At 72.8% G+C, this 13089-nt stretch carries 17 protein-coding genes; 7 read left to right on the top strand and 10 right to left on the bottom strand.

All coding sequences use genetic code 11. From position 1 onward, the window contains the following. Positions 1 to 10: 10 nt before the first annotated feature. On the bottom strand, positions 11 to 655 hold the full coding sequence (locus tag M1R94_RS16780) for an Rv3235 family protein (protein ID WP_249382872.1): 645 nt from the start codon (positions 653 to 655) through the stop codon (positions 11 to 13). A gap of 75 nt (positions 656 to 730) precedes the next feature. Further along, entirely contained in the window at positions 731 to 1504 is a 774-nt protein-coding gene (locus tag M1R94_RS16775; protein ID WP_249382871.1) for a LysM peptidoglycan-binding domain-containing protein, read from the bottom strand. Positions 1505 to 1674: 170 nt separating this feature from the next. On the opposite strand from M1R94_RS16775, the gene M1R94_RS16770 reads away from it, so the two are divergent. Next, positions 1675 to 2208 carry a hypothetical protein gene (locus M1R94_RS16770; protein WP_249382870.1) on the top strand — a complete coding sequence of 178 codons (534 nt, stop codon included), beginning with the start codon at positions 1675 to 1677 and terminating at the stop codon, positions 2206 to 2208. Here M1R94_RS16770 and M1R94_RS16765 read toward each other — a convergent pair. After that, on the bottom strand, positions 2185 to 2439 hold the full coding sequence (locus M1R94_RS16765) for a helix-turn-helix domain-containing protein (protein ID WP_249382869.1): 255 nt from the start codon (positions 2437 to 2439) through the stop codon (positions 2185 to 2187). The genes M1R94_RS16770 and M1R94_RS16765 overlap by 24 nt on opposite strands. 183 nt (positions 2440 to 2622) lie before the next feature. Between M1R94_RS16765 and M1R94_RS16760 the strand changes: the two genes are divergently transcribed. From M1R94_RS16760 to M1R94_RS16750, 3 genes are read left to right on the top strand one after another with little or no spacing between them, the layout of a single operon-like run. After that, positions 2623 to 3279 carry a hypothetical protein gene (locus M1R94_RS16760; RefSeq protein WP_249382868.1) on the top strand — a complete coding sequence of 219 codons (657 nt, stop codon included), beginning with the start codon at positions 2623 to 2625 and terminating at the stop codon, positions 3277 to 3279. After that, complete coding sequence (locus M1R94_RS16755) at positions 3276 to 4673, top strand: AAA family ATPase (RefSeq protein ID WP_249382867.1); 1398 nt, start codon at positions 3276 to 3278, stop codon at positions 4671 to 4673. The genes M1R94_RS16760 and M1R94_RS16755 overlap by 4 nt, the downstream gene beginning before the upstream one ends. A gap of 22 nt (positions 4674 to 4695) precedes the next feature. Then, positions 4696 to 5154, top strand: coding sequence for a DUF6912 family protein (locus M1R94_RS16750; protein WP_249382866.1), 459 nt, complete (start codon positions 4696 to 4698; stop codon positions 5152 to 5154). A gap of 57 nt (positions 5155 to 5211) precedes the next feature. On the opposite strand, the gene hisN is transcribed toward M1R94_RS16750, so the two are convergent. The 5 genes from hisN to M1R94_RS16725 form a co-directional block, all read right to left on the bottom strand. Further along, the gene (hisN, locus tag M1R94_RS16745; RefSeq protein WP_249382865.1) at positions 5212 to 6015 is read right to left on the bottom strand and encodes a histidinol-phosphatase; all 804 of its coding nucleotides are present in this window, start codon (positions 6013 to 6015) and stop codon (positions 5212 to 5214) included. Beyond that, positions 6012 to 7145, bottom strand: a complete 1134-nt coding sequence (rsgA, locus tag M1R94_RS16740) for a ribosome small subunit-dependent GTPase A (RefSeq protein ID WP_249382864.1) — start codon at positions 7143 to 7145, stop codon at positions 6012 to 6014. The genes hisN and rsgA overlap by 4 nt, the downstream gene beginning before the upstream one ends. A 33-nt stretch (positions 7146 to 7178) precedes the next feature. Beyond that, entirely contained in the window at positions 7179 to 8534 is a 1356-nt protein-coding gene (gene aroA, locus M1R94_RS16735) for a 3-phosphoshikimate 1-carboxyvinyltransferase (protein WP_374109488.1), read from the bottom strand. Between the two features lie 122 nt (positions 8535 to 8656). After that, on the bottom strand, positions 8657 to 9313 hold the full coding sequence (locus tag M1R94_RS16730; protein ID WP_249382863.1) for a DoxX family membrane protein: 657 nt from the start codon (positions 9311 to 9313) through the stop codon (positions 8657 to 8659). A gap of 59 nt (positions 9314 to 9372) precedes the next feature. After that, positions 9373 to 9900, bottom strand: a complete 528-nt coding sequence (locus M1R94_RS16725; protein WP_249382862.1) for a ferritin — start codon at positions 9898 to 9900, stop codon at positions 9373 to 9375. Positions 9901 to 9992: 92 nt separating this feature from the next. Between M1R94_RS16725 and M1R94_RS16720 the strand changes: the two genes are divergently transcribed. Beyond that, a complete protein-coding gene (locus M1R94_RS16720) occupies positions 9993 to 10775 on the top strand; it encodes a sigma-70 family RNA polymerase sigma factor (protein WP_374109487.1) in 783 nt (260 codons plus the stop codon). Further along, positions 10772 to 11068, top strand: a complete 297-nt coding sequence (rsrA, locus tag M1R94_RS16715) for a mycothiol system anti-sigma-R factor (RefSeq protein WP_249382860.1) — start codon at positions 10772 to 10774, stop codon at positions 11066 to 11068. Before M1R94_RS16720 ends, rsrA begins: the two co-directional genes overlap by 4 nt. Before the next feature lie 66 nt (positions 11069 to 11134). On the opposite strand, the gene M1R94_RS20950 is transcribed toward rsrA, so the two are convergent. Further along, positions 11135 to 11209, bottom strand: coding sequence for a 50S ribosomal protein bL37 (locus M1R94_RS20950; protein WP_374109490.1), 75 nt, complete (start codon positions 11207 to 11209; stop codon positions 11135 to 11137). 172 nt (positions 11210 to 11381) lie between these two features. On the opposite strand from M1R94_RS20950, the gene M1R94_RS16710 reads away from it, so the two are divergent. Next, complete coding sequence (locus M1R94_RS16710) at positions 11382 to 12470, top strand: type IV pilus twitching motility protein PilT (RefSeq protein WP_249382859.1); 1089 nt, start codon at positions 11382 to 11384, stop codon at positions 12468 to 12470. A gap of 9 nt (positions 12471 to 12479) precedes the next feature. Here M1R94_RS16710 and M1R94_RS16705 read toward each other — a convergent pair whose 3' ends face one another. After that, positions 12480 to 13088 carry a GDSL-type esterase/lipase family protein gene (locus M1R94_RS16705; RefSeq protein ID WP_249382858.1) on the bottom strand — a complete coding sequence of 203 codons (609 nt, stop codon included), beginning with the start codon at positions 13086 to 13088 and terminating at the stop codon, positions 12480 to 12482. Position 13089 lies beyond the last annotated feature (1 nt).

The following is a 13089-nucleotide window of genomic DNA, read 5'->3' as shown; positions in this document are numbered from 1 at the left end:
TCCTGCTCGGTCATCCGATCTGCAGGACCGTCGCTCGCCAGCTCCCGCGGTGAGCCTCGACGCGGATCGCCGCCGCTCGGGCCCGTGACCCGTCGTGCACCACGACACCGGCCTCCGCGACCCGGGGCGAGACCCGGCACAGGTGGGCCGGGCGGACGGTGGCGCGTCGCAGCGTGCGGCCCTGGCGCGTGCCCGTCGAGCGGATCTGCTCGGCCAGCGCCTCGTAGACCTGCGGGCTCACCCAACGGGTGAGCTGGGCGAGCGGACGGGTGCCGTTGAGGGCCTCGACCGCCGCCAGGACGACCGCGGAGCACAGGTCGTCAGGGTCGGGGAGCTCGGTGGGTGCAGGTTCCAGACGAAGCTGACCGTGGCCCCAGGCGCGCAGCACCGGCTCGTCGGGGGGCGAGAGGTGTGGCGGCGGCACGAGGGCGGCCAGGGCACGTTCGGCGGCGAGCTCGCGTGACTCCGCCAGGGGAGCCAGCAGCAGCCGCGGAGGCCCCGGTGCCGGGACGTCTCGTGCGACCGGGCTGTGGGATCTGTCCGCCCCGCCGCGGGCGGTCCTGGACGTGCGCGGCCCTCGATCGGGGACGGCTCGCAGGGCAGGACGACGCTGTGCCGCCGCAGGTGGTCCGGGCGTGGGCATGACGGCGCTCATGGTGCTCCTGAGGGGTCGGTGATCGGGGTGTGCGGGCTGTGCTGACCTGGGCTCCGGGCGTAGCTGCCCAGCGCCTCACGGGGCCGTGTCAGGCGGGACGAGACGTTGACCGGGGCGGATGAGATCCGGGTCCTCGCCGATGACCCCACGGTTTGCGGCGTACCAGCCGGGCCAGTGCTGGGCCACCTCGCGGGCACCGGACCCGGCGGGGAGGTGGGCCGCGGCGATCGACCAGAGCGTGTCGCCCTCCTGGATGACGACCTCCTGGGTCGATGTCGACGGCGCAGGGTCGGGTGCGCTCTCGGCCGCCGGCGAGATCTCGGTCGGCTGTGCTGGTGTCGCGGCCGGTGCAGGACCGCGCGCGGTCGGAGCGCCGCGACCGGTGCCCGCGCCTCCCGAGGGGACGAGGTCCGTCGTCGGTACCGCGACGATCGACGCCGCCTCCCTGGACGTCGTGTCCGCCGCACCCCAGCCCAGGTCGAGCTCGCTCGCCGTCGCTGCCCCGGTGGTCGCGGCGAGTCCTATGCCGGTCGAGACGGTGACCGCGACCACGCGGCGCAGGACCGCGGGGGTCAGGCGGGCGGCGAGCCGGTCGAGCGCCGAGGCTGACCGGCCGAGGACGCGGGACACCGCGCTCAGGGTGAGGAGTGCGCACCCGACGGTCAGGATCAGCCCCGCGCCGGTCCCGGTCATCAGCGCGAGGGTGCCGACGAGGGCGTCAGGAGGGCTGTGCGGTGCGAGGGCGGCGGGGACCGAGGCAGCGGCCTGCAGCCCCAGGGCGGTGGTGGCCGTGGCGAGCAGAGCGGTCGCGGTCGCGGCGCGGACCAGGCCGGGTGGTCGAGCTGACATGAGGTTCCCCCTGCGGTGACACAGAGCGCGGCAGAGCGCCCGTGGACACGTTTGATGTCGTTTGATGCTGTTTGACGTGGATAGGTCTACGCCATCACGTGTCTTGCTGTCCATCCCCCGGACGTGAGCTGTGCAGGAGCGAGAGCGCAGCGGATCGCTACGGTGGACCGATGCGGTGGGATGCGCTGTTCACGGACATGGAGCTCCAGCTCGAGTCGGCTGCGGCGCAGGAGCTCGCGGCCGAGGTCGCGGACCGGACGCGCACCGAGCGGGCGACCGTGCTGCTCGCCGATCGCCTGCGGGCGTGCCTCGGGGACGAGCTGTCGGTGGTGGTCAGGAGCGGCGCGACCGTCCTCGGGGAGGTCCGCGACGTGTCGCCGTCCTGGGTGGTCCTGACCCGCGCGCAGCGAGAGCACCTGGTGCCGTTGAGCGCGGTGGCATCGATCTCGGGGCTACGGTCGTCCTCGGCGCCACCTGCCGACGCCGTGCTCCGCCGCCTCGGTCTGGGTCATGCGCTGCGCGCGGTGGCCAGGGACCGGTCGGTCGTGCGGGTGGTGGCAGGGGGTGCCCTGCACCAGGGCAGGGTCGAGGTCGTGGGGGCGGATCATCTCGAGCTGGCGGTGACCTTCGACGACACCGCACGGCCCACCGGTGTCAGCGTCGTCCTGACGTTCGAGGGGCTAGAGGTCCTCAGCACGTCCTGATCCGAGGGACGGGGAGTCGTCCTGCGGACGGTCGACCTCGGCCCGGGCGCGGGACTGGGCGTACATCCGCTGGATGTACGTCTCGAGCTCGCTCGCCTCGACCCGCCAGATCCCGCGGCCGCCGATCTGGATGGCGGGGAGCTCGCCGCTGCGCACGAGCGCGTAGGCCTGAGGGGAGGAGATGTTCAGGATCTCCGTCACGTCGGCCAACGTCAGGAAGCGAGGGGGCATGAGAAAAGTCTGTCACGCGCGTCCGCGCGGCCCCCGGTCTCCACAGGCGGCCGTACGGTCCCCGCGGCGATCCTGGGTCGGGTAGGTTCGCAGACCGGTACAAGCTTCGCGAAACACCCGTCGACCACCTGGCAGGGGCAGATGCACAGCTCGCAGCAGCACTCTCCACCGAGCCCACCAGCGGTGCGCCTGCGCCGGCCGAGCTGGCGCGACCCGAGGTTGCTGGTCGGGATGGTGCTCGTCGGCGTGTCGGTCGCGGTCGGGTCCTGGGCGGTCGCGGCCGCCGGGAGCACCACGGCAGTGCATGTCGCCGCCGGTCCGCTGATCCCCGGTGCACCGCTGACCGCCGAGGACCTCGACGTGCGACACGTCCGGCTGGCCGAGGGTGCCCCGTACCTCGAGGCGACCTCGGAGCTCCCTGCCGGGCTGGTGGTCGTCCGAGGGGTCGGTGCCGGCGAGCTCGTCCCGCTGTCGGCCCTGGCCGAGGGACAGGACCTGGGTCTGCGACCGGTGGCGATCACGCCCTCGGGCGACCTGTCCAGCGACCTGGTGGCGGGCGCCGCCGTCGACCTGTGGTTCGTGCCCGACCGCCCGCTGCTGGGCGGCGTCGCCCCCGCGTCGGCAGGCGACTCCACGGCAGCCACGAACGCCCCCCACCAGCTCGCGAGCGCGCTGACGGTGGCCGAGGTCTCCGCTCCCCAGGGTGCGTTCGCCGTCGGTGCGCGGTCGACGGTGCACGTCCTGGTCCCCGTCGAGGACCTTGCGGACGTGCTGGCCGCGATGGCCTCGGCCGGGTCGGTCGCCGTGGTGCCGGTGCCGGCGGGGGTTGCCGGCTCGTGAGGGTCCCGGTCCTGAGCGGTGTCCGTGGCGCGACGGAGGCCACGATCGTCACGTCCCTGGGCGAGCCCCCCGGCCGCTTCGAGGTGGTCCGACGCTGCGCGGACCTGGCCGAGCTGCTCGCCGCTGCGGCGGCGGGACTGGGTACCGTGGCGGTCGTCTCGGCTGATCTGCCTGCCCTGGACCGGGAGGCCGTCAACCACCTGCACGGCTCGGGCTGCTGGGTGGTGGCCCTGGCCGATCCGCGAGCGCCGTGGCAGGCCGAGCGGCTGCGTGCACTGGGCGCCGACCGGGTGATCGACGACGCCCGCCCCGAGCAGACGGTCGCCGCCGTCGTCACGGGTCTGCTCGACGAGGTGGACCGCACCGGAGCCGTTCCTGGCCGCAGGGTCGCCGAGCCTGGCTCGGGTGGCGCCGCGAGGCGTGCACCGGACTCGTCGTCGTCCGGTACGCATGGCCCGGAGGCGGGGGAGGGCATCGCTCTGGAGGTACCCCCGGATGCGCGACAGGGTGCCACCTCGACCGACGCCGCTCCCGGTGGTGACGCCCCGAGCACGGTGATCGCCGTGTGGGGGCCGACGGGGGGCCCGGGGCGCACGACCATCGCCGTGAACCTCGCGGCGGAGCTCACGGCGCTGGTCGGGGCCGGGGTGCTGCTGGTGGATGCCGACACCTACGGTGGAACGGTCGCCCAGCAGCTCGGCCTGCTCGACGAGGCCCCGGGGCTCGCTGCTGCCGCCCGGCTGGCCGCTACCGGGACCCTCGACGAGCGCGGGCTGGCGGCGCTGACCCCGGTGCTCCAGGACGGCACCCGCGTCCTGACCGGCATCAGCCGCGCGGAACGCTGGCCCGAGCTGCCCGCCTCGAGCCTGGAGATCGTCTGGCAGGTCGCACGACGGCTCGCCACCTGGACGGTGATCGACTGCGGCTTCAACCTCGAGCAGGACGAGGTGCTCAGCTATGACACCCGTGCCCCACGCCGCAACGCCGCGACGCTCTCCGCGCTGTCCGAGGCCGACGTCGTCGTGGTGGTGGGCAGCGGTGACCCGATCGGGCTCCAGCGGCTGGTCCGGGCCCTGCGGGACCTGCAGGACGCAGTGGCCCCGGGTGCCGCCCGGCACGTCGTGGTGAACCGGGTGCGGGCCTCGGCCAGCGGACCTCGACCCGGAGCCGCGATCACCGACGCCCTGCTCCGCTACGCGGGCGTCGACGACCCTCACCTGGTGCCCGAGGACAGGGCGTGCGACGGCGCCGTGCTCACGGCCCGCACCCTGGCCGAGCACGCACCGTCCTCAGCGGCGCGCACCAGCATCGCGGCGCTCGCTGCGAGGCTCGGCGCGAGCAGCACGCAGGCGGCGACCCCGGTGCCGGTCGAGGTGCCATTGGCCTCGCGGTGACCCGCAGGGGCACACTGACCCCGTGCGCATCTATCTGCCGTCGACCCTGCCCGAGCTCCTCGAGGACGACCTGGCCCCTCGGGTCGTCCACGCGGTGACGCCTGCGTTGCGGGCAGCCCTGCCCGACGAGGACGACGAGGGCCTGGAGTACGCAGCGCAGCTGCTCGCGGCCGACGACAGTCTCGACCTCCTGGGTGGGTCACCCGGCATCCCGCGCCGCCGCCTGGTCGTCGCGGCGGACGTCCCCGACGAGGCCGTGGAGGCAGTCAGCCCCGATGAGGAGCACGCGCCGAGCCTGGTACGGCTGACCGCGCGCGTCGCCTGGTCGGAGGTCGCCTGCGGCCACGTGGACGAGCCGGGGGCCGAGCAGGACGTCCGCGCAGCCCTGCGCGGAGACCAGGCGGCCGTGGAGCGCCTGGTCGAGCGTGACCTGCTCTGGTACGACGTCAGCGAGCTGGCCTCCCTCGCAGGGCGCCGCTGAGTCAGGTCCTGGGGTCCGGGCCCGCCAACCGGACCCGGAGGGCCCCTCGCCGGTCCCTCAGCGACCCTCGAGCGGGTCGAGGACGGCGAGCACCTCGTCGTGCAGGGTGCCGTTGGTGACCAGGGCCGACCCGCCGAAGGGGCCGGGTACGCCACGCACCGAGGTGAAGCGCCCTCCCGCCTCGGTGACGATGGGGACCAGGGCGGCCATGTCGTGCAGCGCGAGCTCGGGCTCGACCGCGATGTCCACCGCACCGTCGGCCACCAGCATGTACGACCAGAAGTCGCCGTAGGCGCGGGAGCGCCACACCGAGCGGGTCAGGTCCAGGAAGCTCTCGAGCCGGTCCTGCTCCTCCCAGCCGGACAGGCTCGAGTACGACAGCGACGCGTCCTGGAGCCGGCTGACCCCCGAGACCTGCAGGCGGCTCGCTGCGGCGAGAGACCGGCCCGTCCAGGCACCCGAACCCAGCGCAGCCCACCAGCGGCGGTGCAGGGCCGGTGCGCTGACCACGCCCAGCACCACCTCACCCTGATCGATCAGGGCGATCAGGGTCGCCCAGACCGGTACCCCGCGGACGAAGTTCTTGGTCCCGTCGATCGGGTCCACGACCCACTGCCGGGGCCCGTGGCCGGTGTCGGGGTACTCCTCACCCATCACCGCGTCGCGCGGTCTGACCCGCGCGAGCTGGGTCCGGACGATCTCCTCGGCATGGCGGTCGGCATCGGTCACCGGCGTGGTGTCCGGCTTGGTCTCGACGCGCAGGTCCTGGGCACGGAACCGGGACATCGTCAGGTCGTCGACCTGGTCGGCGATGACATGGGCCAGTCGGAGGTCGTCGTCGTAGCGGGGGCGCTCAGTCATGGCTGCACGCTATCGGGCCGACGCCCCGCGTCCTCGGACGGCGAGGCCCCTGTCTCCGCGCCCGTCCGTGAGGCGATCAGACGCCGCAACGAGTCGACCCGTGCTGCACGTGCGGCCCGGAGGTCGTCGGGTGCCTCGGCCACCCAGTCGTCCAGCGCGCAGTCGGGGGCGTCCGCCGTGTGGGTGCACCCACGCGGGCAGCGTGCGGTGCTCACCTCGGCGAGGTCGCCGAAGGCACCGAGCAGGTGGTCCACGTCGACGTGCGCGAGCCCGAAGGAGCGGACACCCGGGGTGTCGATCACCCAGCCGGCTCGCCGACCCGCGGTGGTGGGCGTGTCCGCCGGGTGGGGCAGGCCCAGGGCCACCGCGGAGGACGACGTGTGCCGCCCGCGCCCGGTGACGTCGTTGACGACACCGGTGGCCCGCAGCGCGAGCGGCACGAGGGCGTTGACCAGGGTCGACTTGCCGACGCCCGAGTGCCCCACCAGGACCGACATCCGACCGGTCAGACGTTCGCGGACCTCGTCGAGCCCGCGGATCGTCGGGCGGCTCGCGTCCTGGTCGATCGAGGTGACCACCACCTCCACGCCGATCGGCGCGTACATGCCGACCAGCTCCGCCGGGTCCGCCAGGTCGGCCTTGGTCAGGCAGAGGAGCACGTCCATGCCGGCGTCGTACCCCGCGACCACGCACCGGTCGATCATCCGGGTTCGTGGCTCCGGGTCGGCCAGGGCCGTGACGATCACGAGCTGGTCCGCGTTGGCGACGATCACCCGCTCGATCGCGTCGGTGTCGTCGGCGCTACGACGCAGGGCCGTACGCCGCTCGCCGATCCGCACGATCCGTGCCAGCGAGCCGGGGTCGCCGCTCGTGTCACCGACGACGTGGACCAGGTCACCGCACACGACCCGTTCACGGCCCAGCTCGCGGGCCTTCATCGCGATCGCGATCCGCTCGTCCTGCGTGTCCGGATCGACCAGCAGGGTGTACCGGCCGCGGTCGACTCCGGTGACCAGCGCGGTCCGGGCGTCGTCGTGATCGGGTCGTTGCTTGGTCCTGGGACGGGATCCGCGGGGGTTGGGGCGGGTCCGCGCGTCGCTCTCGTCGTACCCCGAGCTGCGCCGGGTCACGTCGTGACCGTCATCGGCTCGTCACTCCCGTGGTCACCGAGCGGCCCCGCCGAGCATGGTCGACCACAGGGACACGAAGTCGGGGATGGTCTTGGCGGTCGTCCCGACGTCGACGACCCCGATCTCGGGCACGCGGAGACCGATGAGGGCACCAGCGGTCGCCATCCGGTGGTCGTGGTACGTCTCGACGACCCCACCGTGCAAGGGCTGGGGTGTGATCACCAGGCCGTCGGAGGTCTGCTCGACCCGACCTCCGAGCCGGGTGATCTCGGTCGCCAGGGCCGCGAGGCGGTCGGTCTCATGGCCCCTGAGGTGACCGATTCCGCGCAACCGCGACGGGGAGGACGCCAGGGCGGCCAGGGCCGCGATCGTGGGGGCGAGCTCGCCGGCCTCCTTCAGGTCGACGTCCAGGCCGTGGATCTGGCCCGTGCCCCGCACGGTCATCAGGTCACCCTCGAGGCTCGCCTGCCCTCCCATCCGGGTGAGCAGGTCAGGGACCATCGCCCCGGGCTGGGAGGTGCGTGTCGGCCAACCCGGGACGCTCACGCTGCCCCCGCAGACGAGGGCGGCGGCCAGGAACGGTGCTGCGTTGGACAGGTCGGGCTCGACCCGGACGTCGCGGGCCGTGATCGCGCCTGGGGCGACCCGCCAGATCTCAGGGCGAGAGTCGTCGACCTCGACACCCGCAGCCCGCAGCACCTCGACCGTCATCTCGATGTGGGGCAGGCTGGGAAGGGTCCGGCCGGTGTGTCGCACGACCAGGCCACGCTCGAACCGCGGTGCGGTGAGCAGCAGCGCCGAGACGAACTGGGACGAGGCCGACGCGTCGACGTCGACCTGCCCGCCCCGGACCCGGCCCCCGCCGGTCACGGTGAACGGCAGGGTCCCGCGGCCGTCGTCGAGCACCGTCGCTCCCAGGGCGCGCAGGGCGGTGAGCACGGGTCCCATCGGGCGTACGCGGGCCTGGTCATCACCGTCGAAGCGCACGGGTCGGCCGAGGAGCGCAGCGACCGGGGGCAGGAAGCGCATGACCGTCCCGGCGAGGCCGCACCGGATGTCCGCAGCCCGCGTGGGGTCGTCGACACCGCCGATGTCGATCGGGTCGACGATCCAGTCGACTCCTTGCGGGGTGATGCGGGCACCGAGCTCCTCGAGCGCGGCGGCCATCAGGAGCGTGTCCCGTGAGCGCAGTGCACCGCGCAGGCGGCCGGGTCCGTCGGCGAGCGCCGCGAGCACCAGGTACCGGTTGGTCAGCGACTTGGAGCCGGGAATCTCCACGACGGCCTCGAGGGGGCCGGCCGCTCGCAGCGCCGACCACGGGTCGGTCTCGAGGCCGGCCGGAGCTCCCGCAGGGACGGGGCTCGGCGACGCGGAGGGTGTCAGGGGCATGGGGCGAGGTTACCGGTGCGCCGGACGCCCGGGATGGTCCGGTCCACCTCCGGGGGACGGTGCACCCGGCCCTGGTGCGTGGAGCGGGTGCTCGCGGCGGGACCGGTCCGTGGCGCCACGGATCAGTGCGCGAGACCGCGGGCGGTGCGTGCGGCCGCCTGCGCCTGCTTGCCGGCCAGTGCGAGGGCACCCTTGGCCTCGCGCGCGACCGCGCGGTCGACCCGTGCGTGACCGACACGCCAGGCGATCCCCGGCCGAGCCTCGGTGTCGATGCCGGCGAGGAGCGCACCGCCCAGCATCGTCAGGTTGCGCAGCCAGCGCTCGCGCTGCTCGGCGCGGTCCACCCCGGGGGTGTCCTCGGTGCCGACAGCCCGCACCGAACGCGTCGAGACGCCACCGGTGGCCCCGATGGGACGGGAGAACCGGCTGCGGACCGTGGTCCCGCCCTCGACCGACCGGCGACGCAGCACGGGCCCGAACGGTTGGTTGACCACCACGAGCGGGACCGTCAGCGCGGCCAGGGTGAGCGCCGCGGTCCGCGGCTTGCGGCCGATCGCGAGCATCACCGCGGCCTTGAGCATGATCGCTCCGTGCAGCCTGACCAGGAGGGTCAGACGCGACCGGTCGGTGAGCGCGTGCGGCAGCTCGAGCACCGTCCCGAGGTCGCGCAGCACCGGCTCGGTCCGCTCGACGTGCGGCCGTGGTCGACGCAGGGCGTCGATGCCCTCGGCCACGAACCAGGCGGCGAAGAGGGGGCGGGCGATCCGTCGGACCAGCATGGGGATGTCCTTTCCTCGGTACTGCGATGGGACGGCTCCTCGAGTGCGCCGCTGTGCGCCTACAGGGCGCCTCCTGCGGCCGCGGGTGCGTCGGCCGACTCCCCGCCGTCGCCGATCTGCTCGCGGGCGACGTAGTTCTCGAGGTCGAAGAGGTTGGTGCCGGCTCGTTCAGCAACCGTCAGCAGCGTCGTGGCGGAGGCGACCTCCTCGACCTGCTCCTTGAGGAACCACAGCAGGAACTGCTCACCGAGGGCGTCACCCTCGGTACGAGCGGCTGCGAACAGCGCCTCGATCTGCTCGGTGACCACTCGTTCCTGGGCCAGGGCCAGGGAGATGGGGTCGGTCACGGTGACGAAGTCGTTGCGCACGGGCCGGCCACCGGGGATCTCGATCGAGAGGTCCCGGTCGAGCATGTACTGGACGATCATCATCGCGTGGTTGCGTTCCTCGACGGCCTGCCGGTAGTAGTGCCTCGCCAGCTGGGGGAGGTCCTGGCCGTCGAACCAGACAGCGATCGCGATGTACTGCTGGTGGGCGTCGAACTCGTGGCCGACCTGCTCGCGGAGAAGCGTGAGGAATCTGGACATACGGCCACGCTAGTGCGTCGTAGGCCTGCGGGCACCCTCTCGTCGAGCACGCTCCGGGACTGGCCCACGTGCACCGCCGTTCCGGCACGGGAATGGTTGGTGCCCGCGTGGGCGTTGGCCCGGGTATGACTCTTCTGGTCGAGAACGCCCAGGGCAGGGGCCCGGCGACCCGAGGCATCCGTGGGCTGCGGCGACGGCCGGTCTCGCGGCCAGGCAGCCGCGGCCCGTCCCGGAGGCTAGGCTCGTGGGCGATGACTGAGGACACCCACCGTGCGCCCGAGGCAGAGAGCACTGCCGAGCGCGCTGCCCGGTTCGAGACAGAGGCACTGGTCTACGTCGACCAGCTCTACTCCGCCGCCCTGCGCATGACGCGCAACCCCGCCGATGCCGAGGACCTGGTCCAGGAGACGGTCGCCAAGGCCTTCGCCGCGTTCCACCAGTACCGCCCGGGGACCAATCTCAAGGCGTGGCTGTACCGCATCCTGACGAACACGTTCATCAACACCTACCGCAAGAAGCAGCGTGAGCCGTTGCAGTCGGCGGCTGAGGACATCGAGGACTGGCAGATCGCCCGGGCGGCCTCCCACACCTCGGCCGGCCTGCGCTCGGCCGAGGCCGAGGCCCTGGACGGCCTCCCCGACTCCGACGTCAAGGACGCGCTGGCCTCGATCGGTGAGGAGTTCCGGATCGCGGTCTACCTCGCCGACGTCGAGGGGTTCGCCTACAAGGAGATCGCCGAGATCATGGGCACGCCGATCGGCACGGTGATGTCGCGGCTGCACCGTGGTCGTCGACAGCTGCGTGAGCTGCTGACCGACTACGCGAGGGAGCGTGGCCTGGTCCCTGCCGCAGCGGACGAGAGGGGTACACCGTGAACGACGCGACCGGCAGCGCTCCTGAGAGCGCACCGTCCAGGGCCCACGCGGCCGACTGCGGCGAGGCGCTGGACCGGCTCTTCGAGTTCCTCGACTCGGAGTGCTCCGAGGTCGACGGCGACCGTATCCGTGAGCACCTGGCCGACTGCGAGCCCTGCCTGGCCGAGTACGACATCGAGGACCACCTCAAGAAGCTGGTTCGCCGCTCGTGCCACGAGGCGGCGCCGATGGCCCTGCACCTGCGTATCCGCGAGCAGCTCGTGATCCTGCGCGGCGAGTACCCCGGGAGCTGACACAGCAGGAGGGGGGGGGGGCCCCCGGGGGGGCCCCCCCCCCCTCCTGCCGTGCGTCCTACGACCTCAGGCGTTGGGGCGCTTGCCGTGGTTGGCTGCGCTGCCCTTGCGGGCACGGCGCTTGCGACCGCGCTTGCTCATGGTGACTCCTCAGCAGTAGCTCTGACGGACCGGCCGTCAGCCGATTCGCAGCGCTCATCGTCCCACACCTCGCCGGGTCCGGTGTGCACGGTACGGCCGCCGAGGGCGCTGCCCGTGCAGCTGGGGCGTCCGAGGGTTCAAGTCCGGGCCTCGGACATCCGATCATCTCAGGGTGACCGATCAGCCGCAGTCCATCGTCCCGCTCCTGCATGCCCTGGTGGGCTCCTCCGGGTCCGACCTGCACTGCAAGGTGGGCTCGGCTCCGCGCGTCCGGGTCGACGGCAGGTTGCGTCGGCTCCAGGTGCCCGACCTGAGCCCGGCCGACACCCGTCACATGGTCGACGAGGTGATCCCCGAGCGGCTCAAGGAGTCCTTCCTGGAGCAGCACGAGGCGGACTTCGCGTACTCGGTGCCAGGGCTGGGGCGCTTCCGGGTGAACGCCTACCAGGCGCGAGGTACCTACGGGCTGGTCTGCCGGCGGGTCGCGATGGGGGCGCAGAGCCTCGAGGAGCTCGGGCTGCCCGAGGTCGTGGGCGAGCTGGCCCTCGAGCCGCGTGGTCTGGTGCTGGTGACCGGGCCGACCGGGAGCGGCAAGACGACCACGCTGGCCTCGATGGTCGACCTGGTCAACGCCTACCGCGAGGTCAACATCGTCACGATCGAGGACCCGATCGAGGTGCTCCACACCGACAAGAAGGCCATCATCAGCCAGCGTGAGGTGGGGCAGGACACCGACAACTTCGACGTGGCGCTCCGGGCCGCGATGCGGCAGGACCCTGACGTGATCCTGGTCGGGGAGATGCGAGACGTCGAGACGGTCCGTGCGGCGCTCTCCGCGGCGGAGACCGGACACCTGGTGATGTCCACGCTGCACACCATCGATGCGCAGGAGACGATCAACCGCATCGTCGACTTCTTCCCTCCGCACGAGCAGAAGCAGGTCCGCTCCGCCCTCGCCCAGGCCCTGCGCGGGATCGTGTCGCAGCGGCTGATCCGCAAGCAGGACGGCACCGGCCGGGCCGCCGTGATCGAGGTGCTGGTCAACACCGGTCGGACCGCCGAGGCGATCGTCGACCCGATGAACGCCCCGCCGCTGCAGGACCTCATCGCCGACGGCGAGTACTACAAGATGCAGACCTTCGACCAGCACCTCTTCCGCCTGATCCGTGAGGAGATCGTCTCCTACGAGGACGCCTGCACCGTGGCCTCCAACCCCCAGGACCTCACCGTCGAGCTGCGCGGGGCGGGCATCCTGCACTGATCGGGCGGGTCAGCCCAGGTCGGAGGGCAGTCCGAGCCACTGGTGCCAGCCGGTGTGCAGCACCAGCCAGGCGATCAGCCCGTAACCGGCCTGGCTGGGCAGGTGTCCGTCGCCCGCGGCGAGGTCGGCCTGCCACTGCTCGTGACCGACGAGCGGTGCGTAGGTCTCGACGAACGGGACCGCGCGGCGCTGGGCCACGTCGGCGAAGGCCGAGGAGAGCTCGGCCTGGCGGTCGGGGTCGTGGTGGGCGCCGGGGGGAGGGCCGACGACGAAGGTGCGCAACCTGCGCGACTCGGCGACGTCGAGGATGTTGGCCAGGTTGAGCCGGCTCCGCGCGAGGGAGATGCCTGCCGAGAGGTCCGCACGCCCGAGGGCGACGACGAGGTGGTTGGTCTCCTCACCGGCCGACCCGTCGAAACGGGGTGCGGTCTCGGTGTCCCACCGTGCGCTGAGCGCCGTCGTGGTCTCCTCGGGGACTGCCAGGGTCATGACCAGCGGCGGTCGGTCCAGGTGGGTGCGCGCCACGACCCGTCCGACCCATCCGAGGGCCTTGGGGTCTCCCGCGCCGGCGGCGATCTCGTCGCCGATCACGCAGATGCGCCGTGCGCGGTCTGCCACC

It is taken from the genome of Actinotalea alkalitolerans (assembly GCF_023369855.1).
Lineage (GTDB): Bacteria > Actinomycetota > Actinomycetes > Actinomycetales > Cellulomonadaceae > Actinotalea.
This window is presented reverse-complemented; position numbering and strand designations above follow the sequence as displayed.

Excerpts from the sequence above, each read along its gene's own strand:
- M1R94_RS16780 (WP_249382872.1), bottom strand. The coding sequence starts at position 655 with ATGAGCGCCGTCATGCCCACGCCCGGACCACCTGCGGCGGCACAGCGT.
- M1R94_RS16775 (WP_249382871.1), bottom strand. The coding sequence starts at position 1,504 with ATGTCAGCTCGACCACCCGGCCTGGTCCGCGCCGCGACCGCGACCGCT.
- M1R94_RS16770 (WP_249382870.1), top strand. The coding sequence starts at position 1,675 with ATGCGGTGGGATGCGCTGTTCACGGACATGGAGCTCCAGCTCGAGTCG.
- M1R94_RS16765 (WP_249382869.1), bottom strand. The coding sequence starts at position 2,439 with ATGCCCCCTCGCTTCCTGACGTTGGCCGACGTGACGGAGATCCTGAAC.
- hisN (WP_249382865.1), bottom strand. The coding sequence starts at position 6,015 with ATGACTGAGCGCCCCCGCTACGACGACGACCTCCGACTGGCCCATGTC.
- aroA (WP_374109488.1), bottom strand. The coding sequence starts at position 8,534 with ATGCCCCTGACACCCTCCGCGTCGCCGAGCCCCGTCCCTGCGGGAGCT.
- M1R94_RS16730 (WP_249382863.1), bottom strand. The coding sequence starts at position 9,313 with ATGCTGGTCCGACGGATCGCCCGCCCCCTCTTCGCCGCCTGGTTCGTG.
- M1R94_RS16725 (WP_249382862.1), bottom strand. The coding sequence starts at position 9,900 with ATGTCCAGATTCCTCACGCTTCTCCGCGAGCAGGTCGGCCACGAGTTC.
- M1R94_RS16720 (WP_374109487.1), top strand. The coding sequence starts at position 9,993 with ATGGTTGGTGCCCGCGTGGGCGTTGGCCCGGGTATGACTCTTCTGGTC.